This is a genomic window from Stenotrophomonas sp. STM01, assembly GCF_014852135.1.
Lineage (GTDB): Bacteria > Pseudomonadota > Gammaproteobacteria > Xanthomonadales > Xanthomonadaceae > Stenotrophomonas > Stenotrophomonas capsici.
The window spans coordinates 1,724,931-1,742,926 of sequence record NZ_JACVBA010000001.1; the positions used below are offsets into that span (position 1 = coordinate 1,724,931).

The 17,996-nt window shown below is 67.6% G+C and carries 16 protein-coding genes; 5 read left to right on the top strand and 11 right to left on the bottom strand.

Going from position 1 to position 17,996, the window contains the following annotated elements; genetic code table 11:
• Nucleotides 1-151: 151 nt before the first annotated feature.
• Both IB227_RS08050 and IB227_RS08055 read left to right on the top strand, forming a co-directional pair.
• Nucleotides 152-3,007: a TonB-dependent receptor gene (locus IB227_RS08050; protein ID WP_192286913.1), complete on the top strand. Its 2,856-nt coding sequence runs from the start codon at nucleotides 152-154 to the stop codon at nucleotides 3,005-3,007.
• A gap of 191 nt (nucleotides 3,008-3,198) precedes the next feature.
• A complete protein-coding gene (locus IB227_RS08055; RefSeq protein WP_192286914.1) occupies nucleotides 3,199-4,269 on the top strand; it encodes an alpha/beta fold hydrolase in 1,071 nt (356 codons plus the stop codon).
• Nucleotides 4,270-4,473: 204 nt separating this feature from the next.
• On the opposite strand, the gene rarD is transcribed toward IB227_RS08055, so the two are convergent.
• Together rarD and yedA are read right to left on the bottom strand one after the other, a co-directional pair.
• Entirely contained in the window at nucleotides 4,474-5,367 is an 894-nt protein-coding gene (gene rarD / locus IB227_RS08060; protein ID WP_192286915.1) for an EamA family transporter RarD, read from the bottom strand.
• The gene (gene yedA / locus IB227_RS08065; RefSeq protein ID WP_132862482.1) at nucleotides 5,364-6,263 is read right to left on the bottom strand and encodes a drug/metabolite exporter YedA; all 900 of its coding nucleotides are present in this window, start codon (nucleotides 6,261-6,263) and stop codon (nucleotides 5,364-5,366) included. Before yedA ends, rarD begins: the two co-directional genes overlap by 4 nt.
• Nucleotides 6,264-6,470: 207 nt before the next feature.
• Here yedA and IB227_RS08070 point away from each other — a divergent pair, with 207 nt between their 5' ends.
• The gene (locus IB227_RS08070; protein ID WP_192286916.1) at nucleotides 6,471-7,802 is read left to right on the top strand and encodes an MFS transporter; all 1,332 of its coding nucleotides are present in this window, start codon (nucleotides 6,471-6,473) and stop codon (nucleotides 7,800-7,802) included.
• A 266-nt stretch (nucleotides 7,803-8,068) separates the two neighbouring features.
• On the opposite strand, the gene IB227_RS08075 is transcribed toward IB227_RS08070, so the two are convergent.
• From IB227_RS08075 to IB227_RS08090, 4 genes are all read right to left on the bottom strand, one after another.
• Entirely contained in the window at nucleotides 8,069-9,721 is a 1,653-nt protein-coding gene (locus IB227_RS08075; protein WP_192287316.1) for a M28 family metallopeptidase, read from the bottom strand.
• 351 nt (nucleotides 9,722-10,072) lie between these two features.
• A complete protein-coding gene (locus IB227_RS08080; protein ID WP_192286917.1) occupies nucleotides 10,073-11,005 on the bottom strand; it encodes an MBL fold metallo-hydrolase in 933 nt (310 codons plus the stop codon).
• 83 nt (nucleotides 11,006-11,088) lie between these two features.
• Entirely contained in the window at nucleotides 11,089-11,382 is a 294-nt protein-coding gene (locus IB227_RS08085) for a hypothetical protein (protein ID WP_192286918.1), read from the bottom strand.
• A gap of 21 nt (nucleotides 11,383-11,403) precedes the next feature.
• Nucleotides 11,404-12,705 carry a tryptophan--tRNA ligase gene (locus tag IB227_RS08090; RefSeq protein ID WP_192286919.1) on the bottom strand — a complete coding sequence of 434 codons (1,302 nt, stop codon included), beginning with the start codon at nucleotides 12,703-12,705 and terminating at the stop codon, nucleotides 11,404-11,406.
• A gap of 121 nt (nucleotides 12,706-12,826) precedes the next feature.
• Between IB227_RS08090 and IB227_RS08095 the strand changes: the two genes are divergently transcribed.
• Nucleotides 12,827-13,651 carry a hypothetical protein gene (locus IB227_RS08095; protein ID WP_192286920.1) on the top strand — a complete coding sequence of 275 codons (825 nt, stop codon included), beginning with the start codon at nucleotides 12,827-12,829 and terminating at the stop codon, nucleotides 13,649-13,651.
• Between the two features lie 70 nt (nucleotides 13,652-13,721).
• Here IB227_RS08095 and IB227_RS08100 read toward each other — a convergent pair whose 3' ends face one another.
• The 4 genes from IB227_RS08100 to rocF all read right to left on the bottom strand — a co-directional run bounded on the left by IB227_RS08100 (nucleotide 13,722) and on the right by rocF (nucleotide 15,732).
• A complete protein-coding gene (locus tag IB227_RS08100) occupies nucleotides 13,722-13,943 on the bottom strand; it encodes a CsbD family protein (protein ID WP_132862476.1) in 222 nt (73 codons plus the stop codon).
• A 191-nt stretch (nucleotides 13,944-14,134) separates the two neighbouring features.
• Nucleotides 14,135-14,269 carry an entericidin A/B family lipoprotein gene (locus tag IB227_RS08105; protein ID WP_132862475.1) on the bottom strand — a complete coding sequence of 45 codons (135 nt, stop codon included), beginning with the start codon at nucleotides 14,267-14,269 and terminating at the stop codon, nucleotides 14,135-14,137.
• 65 nt (nucleotides 14,270-14,334) lie between these two features.
• The gene (locus tag IB227_RS08110) at nucleotides 14,335-14,487 is read right to left on the bottom strand and encodes an entericidin A/B family lipoprotein (protein ID WP_132862474.1); all 153 of its coding nucleotides are present in this window, start codon (nucleotides 14,485-14,487) and stop codon (nucleotides 14,335-14,337) included.
• Between the two features lie 324 nt (nucleotides 14,488-14,811).
• Nucleotides 14,812-15,732 (bottom strand): arginase, encoded by a 921-nt coding sequence (gene rocF / locus IB227_RS08115; RefSeq protein ID WP_132862473.1) that lies wholly within the window; start codon nucleotides 15,730-15,732, stop codon nucleotides 14,812-14,814.
• A 307-nt stretch (nucleotides 15,733-16,039) separates the two neighbouring features.
• Between rocF and IB227_RS08120 the strand changes: the two genes are divergently transcribed.
• On the top strand, nucleotides 16,040-16,534 hold the full coding sequence (locus tag IB227_RS08120) for a DUF6265 family protein (RefSeq protein WP_192286921.1): 495 nt from the start codon (nucleotides 16,040-16,042) through the stop codon (nucleotides 16,532-16,534).
• Nucleotides 16,535-16,673: 139 nt separating this feature from the next.
• Here IB227_RS08120 and IB227_RS08125 read toward each other — a convergent pair whose 3' ends face one another.
• Complete coding sequence (locus tag IB227_RS08125) at nucleotides 16,674-17,903, bottom strand: serine hydrolase domain-containing protein (RefSeq protein WP_192286922.1); 1,230 nt, start codon at nucleotides 17,901-17,903, stop codon at nucleotides 16,674-16,676.
• Nucleotides 17,904-17,996 lie beyond the last annotated feature (93 nt).

A 17,996-nucleotide genomic window follows, 5' to 3' on the forward strand; every position in this document is an offset into this window, starting at 1 on the left:
CATTTGGTTCATCATGCGCGCCCGCCGGGTACCCGGCGGGCGGCGTAGCTGTGATGGCAGATGCTGCGTCCCTCCCCCAACGGTGATGCATCTGTCACAGCGCCCAGCCGGGCGCTTTTTTCGTAGTAGGTATAAAGGAAAACCGAAAGAGATGTCTTTGAAGTCGAACCCGCTGCGCACCGCGATCGCCCTGGCGATCGCCGGCAGCTGCACCGCTCCTGCATTCGCGCAGGATGCCAACCAGTCCACCACCACGCTGGACCGCATCGAGATCACCGGTTCGCGCATCCGCCAGGCGAACGTGGAGACGGCCCAGCCGGTCATCGCGCTGACCCGCGCGGAAATCGAGAAGAAGGGCTACGTCAACGTCGCCGACATCCTGCAGGACGTCACCGCCGCCGGCGCACCGTCGCTGAGCCGTGCCTCGGCGTTGTCCTCCGGCCGCGACTATGGCGGCATGTTCGTCAGCCTGCGCAACCTTGGCCCGGAACGCACCCTGGTGCTGATCGACGGCCGCCGCATGGGCGTGAGCGCCGGCGGTTACTCCGACGTCGGCTCGATCCCCTCGGCCATCGTCGAGCGCATTGAAGTGCTAACCGACGGCGCCTCGGCGTTGTACGGCTCCGATGCCATCGCCGGCGTGATCAACGTCATCACCCGCAAGAACTTCGACGGCGGCAACGCCAGCGCCTACGTCGGCCAGTACGGCGAAGGCGATGGCCAGAAGCGCTCCTACAGCGCCAACTTCGGCAAGACCTTCGAGCGCGGCTGGTTCAGCGTCGGCGCCGAGAAGTCCAAGGAAGACCCGGTGCTGGGCGGCGCGCGCGCGTTCACCGCCTACCCGAACGGCCCCTACCACCCCGCTGATGGCCTGAACGGCACCACCGCATGGGGCTCGGTGACGGTAGGCAAGGATGTCCTGAGTGTCGGCCCCGGCGGTGATCCGTCCAAGGTGGAGAATTTCAAGCCGCGTGACCCGGCCACCTATGCCAACACCAAGACCAACATGACCCTGCTCTCCTCGCTGGAGCGCAAGTCCGCCTTCGCCAACGCCGGCTTCCAGATCACCGACGACCTGCGCGTGGTCGCCGACGTGCTGTACAGCGAGCGTGAATCGATCAAGCAGTTGGCCGGCTACCCGTACTCGGTGTCGGCCGCGCAGGCCGCCAATGGCTCGCGCGCCGCGCTTTCGGCCGACAGTGCGTTCAACCACTGGGGCAAGGACGTGCTGTTCTCGCACCGCACCGAGGAGTTCCCGCGCGCGACCAACAACAGCCTGACCACCAAGCGCGCCAGCCTGGGCCTGGAAGGCAGCTTCGAGACCGGTTCGCATCTCTGGGACTGGAACGTCAGCTACATGTACAACCGCAATGAGGGCGAGCGTCGCACCCTGCAGAGCATGTACCAGCCGAACGTGAACCTGGCCGTCGGCCCGTCCTTCATCGACGGCAACGGCGTGGCCCGCTGCGGCAGCGTTGGCAACGTGATCGAAGGCTGCGTGCCGTGGAATCCGCTGGCGCCGATGGGCAGCAACAGCCCCGGCTCGCTCAGCGGCGACCCCGCCGTGCGTGACTACCTGTTCAAGAGCTTCGTCGACGATATCCGCAGCACCACCAAGGTGGTCAGCGCCAACATCTCCGGTTCGCTGTTCACCCTGCCGGCCGGCGACATCATGGCCGCGATGGGCGTGGAGCACCGCACCGAGGAAGCCAGCTACACGCCGGACCTGATGGTGCAGAAGGGCGAGATCGCCGGTACCAGCGGCCTGCCCACGCGCGGTGACTACAAGCTGGACGAGGTCTACCTGGAGCTGCAGGTGCCGCTGCTGGCCGACCTGCCGATGGTGCGCGAGCTGTCGCTGGACCTGGCGGGCCGCTACTCGGACTACGACAACTTCGGCGGCACCACCAACGGCAAGTTCGGCCTGAAGTGGAAGCCGGTCGACACGTTGCTGGTCCGCGCCACCTACGGCACCGGTTTCCGTGCACCGACCGTGGACGACCTGTACGGCGGCACCGTCACCACCCGCGACAGGATCACCGATCCGTGTGACCGCTCCTTCGGCGCCGCCGCACGCAACAGTGAAGTGGCCGCACGCTGCACCGCCGCCGGCATGGGTGCCGACTTCCGCCAGAAGACCGGCGACGGCGAACTGGCCACGACCTCCGGCGTGCAGGCGGTGACTGACTTCACCTCCGGCTCCAATGCCGCACTGAAGCCGGAAACCGCCAAGACCTGGACCGTCGGCCTGGTGTACAGCCCGGACTTCGTCACCGGCCTGGACCTGAGCCTGGACTGGTGGAAGATCCGCATCGACAACGTCATCGTCGGCGAGTCGGCCACGGACATCCTCAACCAGTGCTACGTGCAGGGCATCGCCTCGGCCTGCGACCGCTTCACCCGCTACGCCTCCGGCACCAACAAGGGCCAGGTCAGCGGCATGAACCGTTCGTTGAACAACGCCGGTTACCAGGAAACGGCCGGCTATGACCTGGGTGTCCGCTACCGCCTGCCGGAAATGGCGTTCGGCCAGCTGTCGCTGCGCTGGAACACCACCTACGTGGACTACCTCTCGCGCAAGAGCGACAACGTGGACACCACCCCGGTGGAACAGTTCACCGGCTGGGAAGGCAACTTCCGGGTGCGCTCCAACCTGACCCTGGACTGGCAGAACGGCAACTTCGGCGCGAGCTGGACCACCCGTTACACCTCCAGCATGAAGGAGAAGTGCTCCTACGACCTGGAAGGCGGCCCGGAGTGCAACCTGCCGGACTTCCAGTCGCCGTACACGGACATGCAGCCGAGCCGCAAGCTGGGCTCCAACACCTTCCATGACCTGCAGGTGCGCTATGCCCTGCCGTGGGACGGCACCGTGTCGCTGGGCGTCAACAACGTGTTCAAGCACGAGGGCCCGATCATGTACAGCCAGCCGAACAGCAGCTTCACCTACTACGGTGGCTTCGACATCGGTCGTTTCATGTACATGAAGTACCAGCAGCGCTTCTGATCCAGCAAGGCTGATCCAACGCCCCTCTCCCGTGCCACGGGAGAGGGGTTGGGATGAGGGCCGCCGCAGCCGGTACGCCCCTGCCGCAACCCCAACACCACACAACGGTCATCAGACTGTCATCGCGGTGCGGTAGCTGCGCCGCTGCAATGCCGCTACGGTATGCAGCCTCCCACTTCCGGAATCCCGCCATGCTCCGCTCGCTGGCGCTGGCCGGCGTCTGCGTGATGCTGGCCGGCTTTGCTTTCTCCCACCCTGTCCCCTCGTTGTCGCTGAGTGAACGCCTGGCCGCGCCGGGCGGCACCTCGCCGCTGGTCCCCACCGAACGCATCGATGCGCTGCTCGCGCGCCTACCCCACCACCAGGGCCGCGTCAGCGGTGCCGATGGCGTGGCATTGCATTGGGTGTCGTTCGACCCGGGCGACTACCGGATGGACTACCGCTACCTCGGCAAGGGTGAACGCTTCCCCGAGTTCTCGCTGCAGGCTTCGGCACCGACCACGCATGGCCAACCCGCGCGCGGCACGGTGATCCTGCTGCATGGCTGGATGATGGACGGTGGCTCGCTGCTGCCATGGGCACTGGAGCTGGCCCAGCAGGGCTACCGCACCGTGGCGCTGGACCTGCGCAACCATGGCCGCTCCGGGCACGCACCGTCCGGCTACGGCACCCGCGAGGCCGACGATGTCGTGGCCGCGCTGAAGGCGCTGAAGGCCGAAGGCCAGATCGAAGGCCCGGTACACCTGCTCGGCGTGTCCTACGGCGCGGCCACGGCGATCTTCGCCGCGCGCGAGCTGGGCCCGCAGCTGCGCAGCGTGGTGGCCATGGAATCCTTCGACAATGCCGGCCAGGCGATCCGCACGATGGTGCCGCACATGCTGTCCAAGCCTGCCGAGCGCTGGAGTGATTATGTCGCCCTGCCGCTGGCGCGCTGGCAGTACGGTGGCAAGGGCCTGGACCAGGCCATCGCCGCGGCCGACCGCAAGCTGGGCCTGGACCTGGACCGCGTCGATGTCGGCCAGGCGCTGGCGCAGGTGCCGGCCTGCGTGCTGCTGGTGCATGGCCGCCAGGACGAGCACATCCCGGTCGCGCAGGGCCGCGCCCTGGCGGCTGCCGCACCGCGCGCGCACTACCTGGAAGTGGAAGGCGAGGACCACCTGACCCTGCCGATGCGGCTGGACCGGCTGTCCGGCGTGGTCAACGACTGGTTTGCCGACGCCGGCGAACACGGCCACTGTCCAACGCCCCAGCCGCTGGGTTGACCACCGGCAGGAGCGGCGTTCGCCGCGAAGCCGACAGCGCATCCGCCACGACACACTCCCCCTCCCCAACCCTCCCCCGCTGCGCAAGGGAGGGGGTATTCATGCACTGCTGCTGAAGCGAGACAGCCTGCAATGGCCGCGATGCCTGCAGCAATTGGCGTATCGGCTTCGCGGCTTACGCCGCTCCCACCGCCTTCCTCGCCATTACCCGCGCCCCCTGCGCGCGGCCCGCCAACCGGCCAGCGCGAACACCACCAGCCCGGCCCAGATAAAGGCGAAACCCACCAGCTTGGCCATGCCGAACGGCTCGCGGAACACCAGCACGCCGCACAGGAACTGCAGCGTCGGGCCGATGTACTGCAACAGGCCGACCACGCTCAACGGGATGCGCCGCACGCCGTAGGTGAAGGCGATCAACGGCACCGCGCTGACCGCACCGGAGGCGACCAGCAGCACCAGCGTGCCCCAGCCCCAGGTCCCGGTGAAGCCACCGCCATGCCCGGCCTCGGCCCACAGCACCCAGGCCAATGCCGGCACGAACAGGAACAGGCTTTCCATGCCGATGCCCGACACCGGCTCCACCGCGGTCAGCTTGCGCAGCAGGCCGTACAACGCGAACGAGATCGACAGCCCGATCGCGATCCACGGCACCCGCCCGCCCTGCCAGGTCAGCCAGGCCACGCCCAGCGCGGCCAGGCCCACCGCCAGCCACTGCAGCCGGCCCAACCGCTCGCCCAGCACCACCACGCCCAGCAGCACGCTCAGCAGCGGGTTGATGAAATACCCCAGGCTGGTCTCGACCACGTGCCCGGCATTGACCGCCCAGATGTACAGGCTCCAGTTGAAGCCGATCACCACGCTGGCCAGCCCCAGCAGCCAGAAGGTGCGCGGCACCGCCCAGATCTTCTTCAGCCAGCCCAGGCGCTCGCGCGCGAACAACAGGCTGCACAGCAGCACCGCGCTCCACACGATGCGGTGGGCGATGATCTGGTCCGACGGCACCTGCTTGAGCAGGTGCCAGTACAACGGGAACAAGCCCCAGATGACGAAGGCGAACGTGGTGGCCCACAGGCCATTGCGGTAGTCGGACGAGCTCATGCGCGACGGATCCGGGCAAGGGTGATGACCACGACGCCGGCCAGGATGACCGCCATCGCACCCACATCGGAGGCACTGAAACGCTCCTGCGCGATCCAGATGCCCAGCGCCACCGCGATCACCGGGTTCACGTAGGCGTAGCTGCTGGCCAGCACCGGCCGCACGTTGTGCAGCAGCCACACGTATGCGGTGAACGCGACGATGGAGCCGAACACGGTCAGGTAGCCCACCGACAGCACGCCCTTCACGCTCGGCCAGCCGTTGAAGTGCTCGCCGCGCAGCAGGCCGGCGCAGACCAGGATCACGCCGCCGCACAGCATCTGCCCGGCGGCGGTCATGAACGGCGATGGCAGGTCGCGCCCGCGCGACCAGATCGAGCCGAACGCCCAGCCCAGCGGCGCGATCAGCAGCAGCACCAGGCCGGTCGGCGTGGCGGTCAGGCTGCTGCCGGCATTGAGCCACACCACGCCGGCAAAGCCGATCGCGATGCCCAGCCACTCCCCGCGCGTCACCGTGTCGCCACGGAAGGCCGAGAACAGCGCCATCCACAACGGCACCGAGGCCACCGCCACCGCAGCCAGCCCGGACGACACGTCGCGCTCGGCCAGCACCACCATGCCGTTGCCGAGGAACAGCAGGCATCCGCCCATCACCGCCAGCGTCTTCCATTGCGCACCGGTGGGCGCGGCCACGCCGCGCCAGCGCAGGAACGCGTACAGCAGGCTGCCCGCCAGCACGAAGCGCGTGCCGGCGATCACCGACAGCGGCGGCAACCCGCTTTCCAGCGCCAGGTGGATGCCCAGGTAGGTGGAGCCCCAGACCACGTAGACCAGGAACAATGCCAAGACGACAAGGCCGCTCCGCGGAGCAGCCGACGTGGTTTCAGGTGAAGACATGGGGCAGATACCACCATCAGGGGAACACGGATTCTAGGGCACCGGGCCGCGCGTTATCAGCACGGAAAACGGCATGCTGTTTTCGCCCAGCCCCCCTACCAAGTCATTACATCGCCCAGCGGCGGCTTGCGGTACGGTGGGCGGCGCCCCTCCGTCCGGCACCGGCAACGGAGCGGCCCCGGCCAGCACGCGAGGACATCACCCGACATGAGCACTTCCACCGTCACCCCGGCGCGTTCCGACCATGCCGCACTGCGCCGCTCGATCTCCAACACGCTCAAGGGCTCGGCCGGCAACCTGGTCGAGTGGTACGACGTCTACGTCTACTCGGTGTTCGCGGTCTACTTTGAATCACAGTTCTTCTCGGCCGCTGACAAGAACTCCACGATCTACGTGTGGGCGATCTTCGCCGCCACCTTCCTGATGCGCCCGATCGGCGCATGGTACTTCGGCCGCTTCGCCGACCGCTATGGACGGCGCCTGGCACTGACCGTCTCGGTGTCGGTGATGGCCGGCTGCTCGTTCCTGATCGCCATCACGCCGACTGCGTCACAGATCGGCGGCGCCGCAGCGCTGGTCCTGCTGCTCGCGCGCCTGCTGCAGGGCTTCGCCACCGGCGGTGAATACGGCACCAGCGCCACCTACATGTCCGAAGCCGCCCTGCCCGGCCGGCGTGGCTTCCTGTCCTCGTTCCACTACGTGACCCTGGTTGGCGGCCACGTGCTGGCCCAGCTCACCCTGCTGCTGATGCTCACCTTCTGGGACAAGCCGGAAATCTCGGCCTGGGGCTGGCGGGTGGCATTCGGCATCGGTGGCATCGCCGCGCTGGTGGTGTTCTGGCTGCGCCGGAGCATGGATGAATCACTGACCGCCGATTCCATCGAAGCCGCCAGGGAGGGCCGCGCCAAGGCCTCCGGCTCGATGTACGAGCTGTTCGTGCACCAATGGCGTCCGCTGCTGCTGTGCTTCCTGATCACTGCCGGCGGCACCGTGGCGTCCTACACCTACTCGGTGAACGGGCCGAAGATGATCCAGAGCGCGTTCGCCGGCGATGACGTGATGACCGGCACGCTGATCAACCTGGGCGTGCTTGCCTTCCTGATGGTGCTGCAACCGCTCGGTGGCTGGCTGTCGGACCGCATCGGCCGCAAGAGCCTGCTGGTGTTCTTCGGCGTCGGCGGCGTGCTCTACACCTGGTACATGGTCACCCAGCTGCCGCAGCAGCACGATGCGCTGGCGGCCTTCATGACCCTGGCCATCGCCTTCGTCATCCTCACCGGCTACACCTCGATCAACGCGGTGGTGAAGGCCGAACTGTTCCCCACCCACGTGCGTGCGCTGGGCGTGGGCTTTGGCTACGCGCTGGCCAACTCGCTGTTCGGTGGCACCGCGCCGCTGTTGTACCAGGCCGCGTTGAAGACAGGCCATGTCGATACCTTCGCGATCTACGTCACCGCGGTGATCGCCGTCTCGCTGGTGGTGTACGTGTTCTTCCTGAAGAACAAGGGACCCAATTGGCTGGATGGCACGCGCGGATGAAGTGAGGAGTGAAGAGGAGTGCGCTCCCCTGCACGTCCCCAGGCCCCCCTCCCCAGCCCTCCCCTCTGCTTCGCGGAAGGGAGGCGGCGAAAAGCAGGCTTCGCCGTCATCTCACCGACCACGCACAACCGCCCACTCCCTTGCGCAGCAGGGGAGGGCTGGGGAGGGCTGGGGAGGGGTAGCTCTGGCCCTGGCCCTCAGGGAGAAGTGAGAAACCCGTCGGGTCACGTCATTCCCACACGCGGGAATGACGTGCGAATCCTGCCTCAGCGCCGCGCCGCGTCGCTCGCTTCGCGTGCCGCCTCGAACTCGGCGCCCTTCTCCCACGTCGGCCACTGGCGGCTGTTGGCCAGTTCCAGGCCCAGGTCGTAGACCAGCAGGGTGTCGGCGGCCAGGCCACGCCCATCCCACTGCGGTGACCAGGCATCGCAGGCCTGGTGGTAGCACTTGGCGAAGTAGGCATCCCGCAGCGCGCGGCCAGCGGCCACGCCGCCGTCGAGCTTGTCCAGCCCGGCACCCACGGTGATCGCCGGCACACCCTTGCGGGCGAAGGCGAAATGGTCGGCGCGGTAGAAGAAGCCGGCTTCCAGGTTCGGGTCCGGCGACCAGCGCCGGCCGCGGGCCTTGGCCACGCGGTCGATGTCCTGTTCCAGCGAGACGCGGCCCTTGCCCCAGGTGGCGATGTCGGCGTTCTCGCCGTCCGGGCTGAACATCTCGATGTTCAGCACCGCCACCGTGGTTTCCAGCGGCGCCAGCGGATGGGCCGCGTAGTAGCTCGCCCCCAGCAGGCCCTTCTCCTCGGCGGTCAGCGCCACGAAGTACAGGCTGCGCTGCGGGCGCGGGCCGGCGGCGAACACGCGGCCCAGTTCCAGCACCGCGGCCACGCCGGTGGCGTTGTCGATGGCGCCGTGGCGCACGGTCTGGCCATTCGCATCGGGCTGGCCGATGCCGAACGCATCCCAGTGCGCGGAGAAGATCACCGACTCTTCCGGGTGGCTGGCGCCTTCCAGCTTGGCCACCACGTTGCGGCTGACCACGCGCTCGCGCTTGACCCAGAAGCTGGCCGACAGGCGCGCGTCACCCAACGCGACCGGTTGGAAGTCGGCGCGCATCGCCTTGCGCTTCTCCGCTTCGAAGTCCAGCCCGGCGGCGCTGAAGATGCGCTCGGCCAATGCACGCTGCATCCAGCCACGCACCGGCGTGTGCGCCGCCAATGCGTCGTCCTGGCTGCGCTCGATGTCGAACAGCGGCGAGGTACCCGATGCCTTCACCGTCGCCCATGGATAGGCCGCCGGCGCGGTCTCGTGGACGATCAGCACGCCTTCGGCACCGCGGCGTGCGGCTTCCTCGAACTTGTAGGTCCAGCGGCCGTAGTAGGTCACCGCCTTGCCATCGAACGCACCGGGCTGCTCAGCCTCGAAGTCGGCGTCGTTGATCAGCACCACCGCGATCTTGCCGCTCAGGTCCAGGTCCTTGTAGTCGTCCCAATGCCGCTCCGGTGCGGAGATGCCGTAGCCGACGAACACCAGCGGCACGTCCTGCTGGTCGACCACGCCGAACGGGCTGAGGCTCTGCAGGGTGATGTCCTCGCCGTTGACCAGCGGCAGCGTCTTGCCGCCCAGCGTCAGGCTGGCCGCCACCTCGCCATCGACGGTCGCCCGCACCAGCGGCACTTCCTGCACCCAGCTGCCGTTGGCGCCGCCGGGCTGCAGGCCGGCCTTGGTGAACTGCTCGACCAGGTAGTCGACCGTGCGCTGCTCACCGTTGCTGGCCGGCGCGCGTCCTTCGAACGCATCGGAGGCCAGCACGCGGACGTGCTGCGACAGCGCCTCCGGATTGATGCCTCCGCCGGGCAGGTCGTTGGCTGCATTGGCGATGCCGCCAACGAACAGGCAGGACGAGAGCAGCAGGATGCGCATCGGGTTCACGGCAATTACCAGCAACAGACAGAGCGGGTGATTTTACGTAGGAAGCCGACCAATGAGTAGGAGCGGCCTTGGCCGCGAAGCTGACAGCGCATCGGGCAACAAAGGATCACCGTTCGTCCTTTCACGTCGGGCTCACCACGAACAGCCCCCCTCCCCAGCCCTCCCCTTTGCTTCGCAAAAGGGAGGGGGCAAACAGTGGCTTTCATGGTGACCTGACCGAACTCCTGGAACCGCCCCCTCCCTTTGGCCGCAGGCCAAGGGGAGGGCTGGGGAGGGGGCGCGCGTCGCTGCGCAGAAGAACGCCCACGCCGCAGAATCCCCGCACGCCCCACACCCAACACCTCAGCGCTTGTCCCGGTCCAACCAGCACTCCAGCCCCTGCGCATTGAGCTCGATATCCATGCCCAACACGCGCCGCACTTCGTTCTCGTCCAGCGAACTGCCCAGATGCCGCAACCGCGCCACATACAGGCCGGCCAGCGCCTCCACCAGCACCGTGTGGCGCTGGGGCAGGCCATCGCAGCGACGGGCGATCACCACCATCGCGTCGATCTGCTCATGCAATTCCGCCGCCAGTCGCGCGGTATCAACCACCCGCCCGTAATGGGTCAGGTACATCGCCTCCGGGCGGCGTTCCATCAGGCGTTCGATCGAGGCATGCATCGCCTCGGGCTCGAACTGCACCGGCGAGGACGTCGGCACGATGAACGCGCCGGCAGCGCTGTCCAGCTCCCGGTAGGACAGCCCGAAGGTATCGCCGGTGAACCAGCTGCGGCTGGCCTCATCCCAGATGCAGTTGTGGTGGCGTGCATGCCCGGGCGTGTCGATGCATTCCAGCGCGCGGCCGGCCAGCGACACCCTGTGCCCGTCCTCGGCCACCACCACGCGCTCGGCGGGCACCGGCAGGATCTGCCCGTAGCTGCGCGCGATCTCGGCTTGGCCATACACCGCGGTGGCACCGGCGATCAGCCGCGCCGGATCGATCATGTGTTGCGCGCCGCGTGGGTGCACCACCAGCCGCGCATTGGGCAGCTGCTGCATGAGCGCACCCGCGCCACCGGCATGGTCCAGGTGCACATGGGTCAGGATCAGCCAATCGATGTCGGCCGGCTGCAACCCGGCCTGCGCCACGCTGGCCAGCAGGTTCGGCAACGAATGGCTGGTGCCGCAGTCGACGAAGGCGCCTCGGCCGTCCTGCACGATGAGGTACGCCGCATCGAAATGATCGCGCTGGAACGCGGTGTCGATGGTATGGATGCCATGTTCGACGGACATCTGCACAACTCCCACGGGAACCGGTTTCGATCCTGACAGCCACCGCCAGGCGGCTCAACCCGGACCTTGGTCGCAGGCGTGGCTCAGCGTCGCAGCACGCGCGGGCGCAACAGCAGCGCCAACACCATCACCGCCAGGAAGCCGCCGTAGGCGTACAGCACCGCCATGATCTGTTTCCACAGCCCGTCGGCCACCTCGGCCGCGCCCAGCCGGTAACCCCAGTGCATGAAGCCGGCGCTGACCAGCAGCGCCAGCACCAGCATGCCGGCGTCGAACAGGGTGCGGGTGCGGTGGCGCGGCTGGCGCGGGAACCACCAGTACAACGCCCCCATCACGCAGAACCAGGGGAGGAACAACAACAACGACAACCAGGCCATCGACGCATTCCTCCCGTGGGTTCAGTCCTTGGCAGCGGCCTCGCGCAGTGCCTGCAGCGCGTCCAGCACCGGTGCCATCTCGGCCTCCAGCCTGAACAACTCGCTCTGCAGCGCATCGCCCTGCTCGGCCTGCTTGATCACCGCGATCAGCTGGCCGGCATCGCGCGGCGAATCAAAGCCCTCGCTCTGGATCAGCAGCTGGCCTTCGCCGTCGAGCAGCTTGAAATAGAAGCGGCCGTCCTTCTCGCGGTACTGCTTGAACAGTGGCAGCGCGGCCTTGGCGACCACCGCGGCCTTGGGCGCATCGCCGGCAGTGGACAGGTCGCGCAGGCCCACCGCATGGCGCAGCTCCTTCAGCAGCGGGATGGCGAACTGCTCGCGCAGCTGCTGGCCGCGCTGGCGCAGGATCGCCTCGATCTTCTCCGGCTCGGCCATCAGCGCGTTGTAGCGCTCGCGCAGCGGCGACAGCTCGCCGTCGATGCGCTCGAACAACTGCTGCTTGGCATCGCCCCAGCTGATGCCGGCGGCAAAGGCCTGCGCGAAGGCCGCGGTCTGCTCCGGCGTGGCGAAGGCCTGGTACATCTGGAACAACGCCGAGCCCTCGGTGTCCTTCGGCTCGCCCGGTGCACGCGAGTCGGTGACGATGGAGAACACCAGCTTCTTCAGCTCCTCGCGCGGGGCGAACAGCGGGATGGTGTTGTGGTAGCTCTTGCTCATCTTGCGACCATCCAGGCCGGCCAGCGTGGCCACCTGCTCGTCGATGATCACTTCCGGCAGGGCGAAGTACTCCTTGCCATAGACATGGTTGAAGCGCTGCGCGAAGTCGCGCGCCATCTCGATGTGCTGGATCTGGTCACGCCCCACCGGCACGCGGTTGGCGTTGAAGATCAGGATGTCGGCGGCCATCAGCACCGGGTACATGAACAACCCGGCGGTCACGCCCGCGTCGTCGTCCAGTTGCTCCTCGCGGTTCTTGTCCACCGCGGCCTTGTAGGCATGGGCACGGTTGAGGATGCCCTTGCTCGCCACCACGGTCAGGAACCACATCAGCTCGGTGGTTTCCGGGATGTCGCTCTGCCGGTAGAACCACACCTTGTCCGGGTCCAGGCCACAGGCCAGCCAGCTGGCGGCGATCTCCAGGGTCGAACGCTGGGTACGCTCGGGCTCCTGCGACTTGATCAGGCTGTGCAGGTCGGCCAGGAAGAAGAAGCTCTCGATGTCCGAGGCGCGGCTGGCGGCGATGGCCGGGCGGATGGCACCGACGTAGTTGCCCAGGTGGGGGGTACCGGAGGGGGTGATGCCGGTAAGGACGCGGGTAGTCATGAACACAAATCTGACGGACGGATTAACCGGCCCAGTGTAACGCCCCGGCCGGCTCCCTGCCCCCAACCCCACCGGCCGCGGCGGGACGTTCAAGGCCGCGTACCCCGCCAAGGAGCCCGCCATGTACCGTTTCTGCGCCAGCCTGCTGTCCGTCCTCGCCCTGAGTGGCTTCAGCTACGGCCCCGTGCCGCCCCCGGCCGACGGCCCGGTGGCGGTGTCCATCATCGACCGTGATGGCGAGGGTGACCTGGACCAATACCCGCACCGCGGCCAGCGCTGGGTGGCCGGCAGCCCGGGCCACCGCTACAGCGTGCAGTTGCGCAACCGCACCGGCGAGCGCGTGCTGGTGGTGCTGTCGGTGGATGGCGTCAACGCGATCAGCGGCCAGACCGCCTCGCCCGACCAGTCCGGCTACGTGCTGGAGCCGTGGCAGAGCAGCGAGATCACCGGCTGGCGCAAGTCCAATGCCGAGGTGGCACAGTTCGTGTTCACCGACCACGGCGACAGCTACGCCAGCCGCACCGGCCGCCCGGCCAACGTCGGCGTGGTCGGCATCGCCGTGTTCGAGGAAGCCCGCGCCCGGGTCTACGACGACTACCGGCCGATGCCGGCACCGCGCCCGATGCCGCGCGGCATGGCCTCGGAGGCCAGCGCCGACAAGGCCGCTGCCGCGGAAGCATCGGCGGCGATGCCGTCCGCGCGCAGCCCCAGCGCCAATCGCCAGCAGCTGGGTACCGGCCATGGCGCGCGCGAGTGGTCGCAGTCCTCGTTGACCCACTTCGAACGCGCCAGCCGCACGCCGGTGCAGGTCAGCCAGATCCGCTATGACGCGCGTTCCCGCCTGGTCGCGATGGGCGTGCTGCCGCGCTACCGCGGCGGCAACGCCGCCGCCCCGCAGGCCTTCCCGGGCGGCTTCGTGCCCGACCCGCCGGCCCGTGGCCGCTGAGTGACGGGCACGCCGGCAATGGAAAGGGCCGCTGGACGCGGCCCCTTCCCCGGCAAGATACCCACGCGACTCAGTGGTAGTCCGGGTAGTCCTTGTGCAGGGCCTTCTGGAAGTCACGCACCTCGGTTTCGGCGCGGTCCTTGGCCCAGCCGTAGCGCTCCTGCAGGCGCCCGGCCAGGTATTCGGCGTTGCCTTCGGCGATGGTCAGGTCATCGTCGGTCAGGTCGCCCCACTTGGCCTGCGCCTTGCCCTTGAGCTGGCTCCACTTGCCGGAAATGATGTCTTTGTTCATCGGGCTGTCTCCGTTGGGGGAAAACGCGCTCAATCCGCGCAGGACCAGAGTGCCGCCGGTGGTGTTGCCATCGGGTCCATGAAACGTTGGACGGCGATGATGTTGTTGAACACGTCTTCAGCTCGCTGCCCGCCGACAATGAAAAAAGGCCGGCATATGCCGGCCTTTTTCATTCATGCGGTGCGAGGCGATCAACGCTTCGCCGCATCCTCCACCTTCTCGCCCGCCTTCTGCACGTCCTTGCCGGCACCGGCAACGGTGTTGCAGCCGGACAGGACGGCGACCGAGAACAGCGACAGCAACATCAGGGCAACCAAACGCTTCATGTTTCATCTCCTGGGTGGGATCAGTGGTCAAACCATCGCGGTGCGGGCGGCGCACCGCACTGTGATCAGCACTTGCCGTCGCTGCAGTCCTTCGCCTTGTCCTCGACCTTCTCGCCAGCCTTCTGCATGTCCTTGCCGGCACCGGCAACGGTATTGCAGCCGCTGAGCATGCCGACCGAAAACATTCCCAACAGGGCCAACATCAGCACTCGCTTCATTCGATGACTCCTTCATTCGACTGCGGCTGCCGGTATCGAACACCGGTCGTCCCGCGTGTGAAGGAGAATCTGGCCGTTGCGCCGTGCAGTGGGCGTGAACATCACCGGCTCACGTTCAGGCAGGTCGCGATGGCGTCAGTGCGGGGGTGGCCGGCGCCGGCAGGCGATGCGGCGACATGGGAGCAGCGGGTTTCCCGTCTGGTTGCGGCCCGGGATAAAACATTGCCGCGCCACGGGCAACAGACCTTGCCGGCGTCGCCCCTTCCCTGCCAGGCACAGGGAAGCGCGCGGAGCGCTCGCGTCGAGCGCCCCACCCGCCTCACGTCAATCCCGCATCAGCGTCGATTTGCCGAACAGGCTTTCCACCAGGTCCACCGCCAGCTCCGCGGTGCGGTTCTGGTGGTCCAGCAGCGGATTGAGCTCGACGATGTCCAGTGACCCCATCCGCCCGGTGTCGGCGATCATCTCCATCACCAGCTGCGCCTCGCGGTAGTTCACGCCGCCCGGCACCGTGGTGCCCACGCCCGGTGCGATGCTCGGGTCCAGAAAGTCCACGTCGAAACTCACGTGCAGGTGCGTGTTGGCATCGATGCCGTCCAATGCGGCTTCCATCGTGCGCTTCATCCCGGCTTCGTCGATGTAACGCATGTCATAGACATCGACGTTGTGCGTCTTGATCAGGCGCTTCTCCTCCGGGTCGACCGAACGGATGCCGATCTGGTGCACCTGCGCCGGCGTGATCGCCGGGGCCTGGCCGCCCAGGTGGGTCAATGCTTCCGGGCCGAGGCCGCACAGGCAGGCCACCGGCATGCCATGGATGTTGCCCGACGGGGTGACATCGGAGGTATTGAAGTCCGAGTGTGCGTCCAGCCACAGCACGCGCAACTGCTTGCCCTGCTCCCGGCACCAGCGCGCCACGGCGGTGATCGAACCCACGCCCAGGCAGTGGTCACCGCCGAGCATGATCGGCATGCGCCCGTCGCGCAGTTCGGCGTAGCTGGCCTCCATCAGCGCGTGGTTCCACGCCACCACTTCCTGCAGGTGGCGGTAGCCCTGCACCGGGCCGGTCCATGGGTTGCGCGGGCCGTCGAGGTTGCCGACATCGCGCACATCCACCCCACGCGCCGCCAGCGCCTCCGGCAAGCCGGCGATGCGCAGTGCCTCCGGCCCCAGACGCGCACCGCGATGACCGGCACCCACGTCGGTGGGCACACCGATCAACGAAACAGGACGAAAAACAGCCATACCACCTCCATTTCAGATGAAACCAGTTTAGTCGCGCGGCCCGCATCCGACCTGCCGCAGTGCAGCAGAGCCGGTTCATGGGCCGTCCGGCACACGATGAATGCACAACCCCTGCAGGCGTATGACGGCAGGCGCGGACGCGCCACGGCGTCAGGCACCGCCATCACGGGCCAGCCCGGTCGGGCTGTCGTGCGCGCCGGACCGGCGGCCGATGGCGATTTCCGGATGTATCCATGATTCACTGGACGCTACAGGGCGCGTGCTGCCCCGCCGTCCAACATCCGTTCGCGCCTGCACCGAGGTCACCATGCGCATTGGCCGTTCCCTCATCGCATTCTCGCTGGTGATCACCGGCACCGTCGCGCAGGCCGGCAATGCCGCCGACATCATCCACGTGGCCTGGCTGTCCGGTTGCTGGCAGTTGGACGGGCAACCGCCGGGCTCCGGCGAACAATGGTCAACCCTGGCCGGCGACACGATGCTGGGCACCAGCCGCAGCCTGCAGGCCCATCGCACTGCCAGCTTCGAATTCATGCTGCTGCGCCAGCACGACGATGGGCGACTGGTGCTGACCGCGCTGCCCTCCGGCCGCAACGCGACGGAATTCAACGCCACGCGCGTCGACGCCAATGAGGCGGTCTTCGAGAATCCGGACAACGACTTCCCGCAACGCATCCGCTACCACCGCATCGACGACCAGCGCGCACTGGCCCGCATCGATATCGCCCGGGAGGACCCGGCGCAGTCGGCCGACTTCCCGATGCACCGCGTCCGCTGCAGCGAAGCGGAGCCGTCGCGCTGATTGCCGTCGCGCGCTGCACGCTGCGGGGAGCGGCAACGGACATTCGACGCCCACCGAACAGCCCACGCCCTTCCTGCCTGGCTGCAACCAACGCCCGGCTCCTTCGCAGGCTCAATCGCCCCCCAGGCAGGCGGTAGGCTTAGAGGTCGAAGGAAAGCAGGTCGTGGCCGGTCGCCGCGCGAACCACCCGCCGGTACACCAGCGCACCACTGCCCCCGTTGGTCATCACCACGAGGCCCCGCCGCTGCCGGGCATCGCCGATCGCGAAATTCTTGAAGATCCCGCTGTTGCTTCCCGAATGATGGAAGACCATGCCGTCACCGGTCTTCTCCATGTTCCACCCCAGCCCCTTCTCGGTCCAACGCCCGGGCACCGTGATCTGCGCGGTGAGCATCGCCTGCCGTGACGCTTCGCTCACCTCCCAGGGCGCGCGTTGCCTGCGCTCCGTCATCAGCGCCAGGAACGTCGCGTAATCCTGCACGCTGGAACGCAGGCTCGCGGCTGCATTGGCATGGATGTCGCCGGCCCAGGCTACCCGCCCCGGTAGCGCGATCGCCAACACCTCGGGAAGCGCGCGCTCGGCATCCCCGTACTTCCAGGTGGGGAGCGGCTTTCCCCAGCGCTCGGCAACCTTCTGCGCGGCGCTCCACTGGTCACGCAGGACCTGTACCGGCATTCCCGTCTCGGTGCTGTCATGCGCGCGGTGTCCATGCACCGAACGCGCGGCGATGTCCGGACTCCAGCTGAAGGTGCTGTCGTGCATCCCCGCTGGCCCGAACAGATGCACGCGCATCGCTTCATCCAGGCTCTGCCCGGTAATCGCCTCGACCACCAGCTGCAACCAGAAGAAGGCCTCGCCGGAGTAGCTGATGTCCACGCCCGGCCTGATCAGCGGCACCAATGCTTCGGTTGCCGGGGACGTGCGCCAGTTCGGCAGGCCGCTGCTATGCCGCAGCACGTCGCGCGCGGTGATCAGGTCGAGCCACGGATGATCCCCGAGATAGTCGGGGCGACGGTACCGGACCAGCGGGAGATCCAAGTCGATCAGGCCCAGGTCGGCCAGCTGCAGCACCAGGTAGGCGAATACCGGCTTGCTCAGCGATGCATCCTCGTACACCGTCCGGGCATTGATGGGCTCGCCCGTCAGCGTGTTGGCCACACCGATCCCGCGGCTCCAGGCAACCGCCCCGTCCTCGACCACGGCCATGCCGATGCCCGGCACCGCGAAGGCCTGCATGATTCCCGGAAGCGCCGCCAGGAACGCGTCGTCCGGAATCCACGAGCGCTCGCCCGCCCCGCAACGCGTGGCCGCATGCAGGTATCGCGCGGGCAGCATCCCCAGGGCACCGAGCGCTGCAAGACGGGCCATGAAACCTCGACGGCCGAGCGTTGGACGAACAGGCATCTCCATGCATCTCCAATAGGGCGGCCCGGGTGGTCCGCCGCCCTGACACGCTGAGCC

What these genes read in the sequence shown, in the direction of transcription:
- IB227_RS08050 (WP_192286913.1), top strand. Translation starts at nt 152, where the DNA reads ATGTCTTTGAAGTCGAACCCGCTGCGCACCGCGATCGCCCTGGCGATC.
- IB227_RS08055 (WP_192286914.1), top strand. Translation starts at nt 3,199, where the DNA reads ATGCTCCGCTCGCTGGCGCTGGCCGGCGTCTGCGTGATGCTGGCCGGC.
- rarD (WP_192286915.1), bottom strand. Translation starts at nt 5,367, where the DNA reads ATGAGCTCGTCCGACTACCGCAATGGCCTGTGGGCCACCACGTTCGCC.
- yedA (WP_132862482.1), bottom strand. Translation starts at nt 6,263, where the DNA reads ATGTCTTCACCTGAAACCACGTCGGCTGCTCCGCGGAGCGGCCTTGTC.
- IB227_RS08070 (WP_192286916.1), top strand. Translation starts at nt 6,471, where the DNA reads ATGAGCACTTCCACCGTCACCCCGGCGCGTTCCGACCATGCCGCACTG.
- IB227_RS08075 (WP_192287316.1), bottom strand. Translation starts at nt 9,721, where the DNA reads ATGCGCATCCTGCTGCTCTCGTCCTGCCTGTTCGTTGGCGGCATCGCC.
- IB227_RS08080 (WP_192286917.1), bottom strand. Translation starts at nt 11,005, where the DNA reads ATGTCCGTCGAACATGGCATCCATACCATCGACACCGCGTTCCAGCGC.
- IB227_RS08085 (WP_192286918.1), bottom strand. Translation starts at nt 11,382, where the DNA reads ATGGCCTGGTTGTCGTTGTTGTTGTTCCTCCCCTGGTTCTGCGTGATG.
- IB227_RS08090 (WP_192286919.1), bottom strand. Translation starts at nt 12,705, where the DNA reads ATGACTACCCGCGTCCTTACCGGCATCACCCCCTCCGGTACCCCCCAC.
- IB227_RS08095 (WP_192286920.1), top strand. Translation starts at nt 12,827, where the DNA reads ATGTACCGTTTCTGCGCCAGCCTGCTGTCCGTCCTCGCCCTGAGTGGC.
- IB227_RS08100 (WP_132862476.1), bottom strand. Translation starts at nt 13,943, where the DNA reads ATGAACAAAGACATCATTTCCGGCAAGTGGAGCCAGCTCAAGGGCAAG.
- IB227_RS08105 (WP_132862475.1), bottom strand. Translation starts at nt 14,269, where the DNA reads ATGAAGCGTTTGGTTGCCCTGATGTTGCTGTCGCTGTTCTCGGTCGCC.
- IB227_RS08110 (WP_132862474.1), bottom strand. Translation starts at nt 14,487, where the DNA reads ATGAAGCGAGTGCTGATGTTGGCCCTGTTGGGAATGTTTTCGGTCGGC.
- rocF (WP_132862473.1), bottom strand. Translation starts at nt 15,732, where the DNA reads ATGGCTGTTTTTCGTCCTGTTTCGTTGATCGGTGTGCCCACCGACGTG.
- IB227_RS08120 (WP_192286921.1), top strand. Translation starts at nt 16,040, where the DNA reads ATGCGCATTGGCCGTTCCCTCATCGCATTCTCGCTGGTGATCACCGGC.
- IB227_RS08125 (WP_192286922.1), bottom strand. Translation starts at nt 17,903, where the DNA reads ATGGCCCGTCTTGCAGCGCTCGGTGCCCTGGGGATGCTGCCCGCGCGA.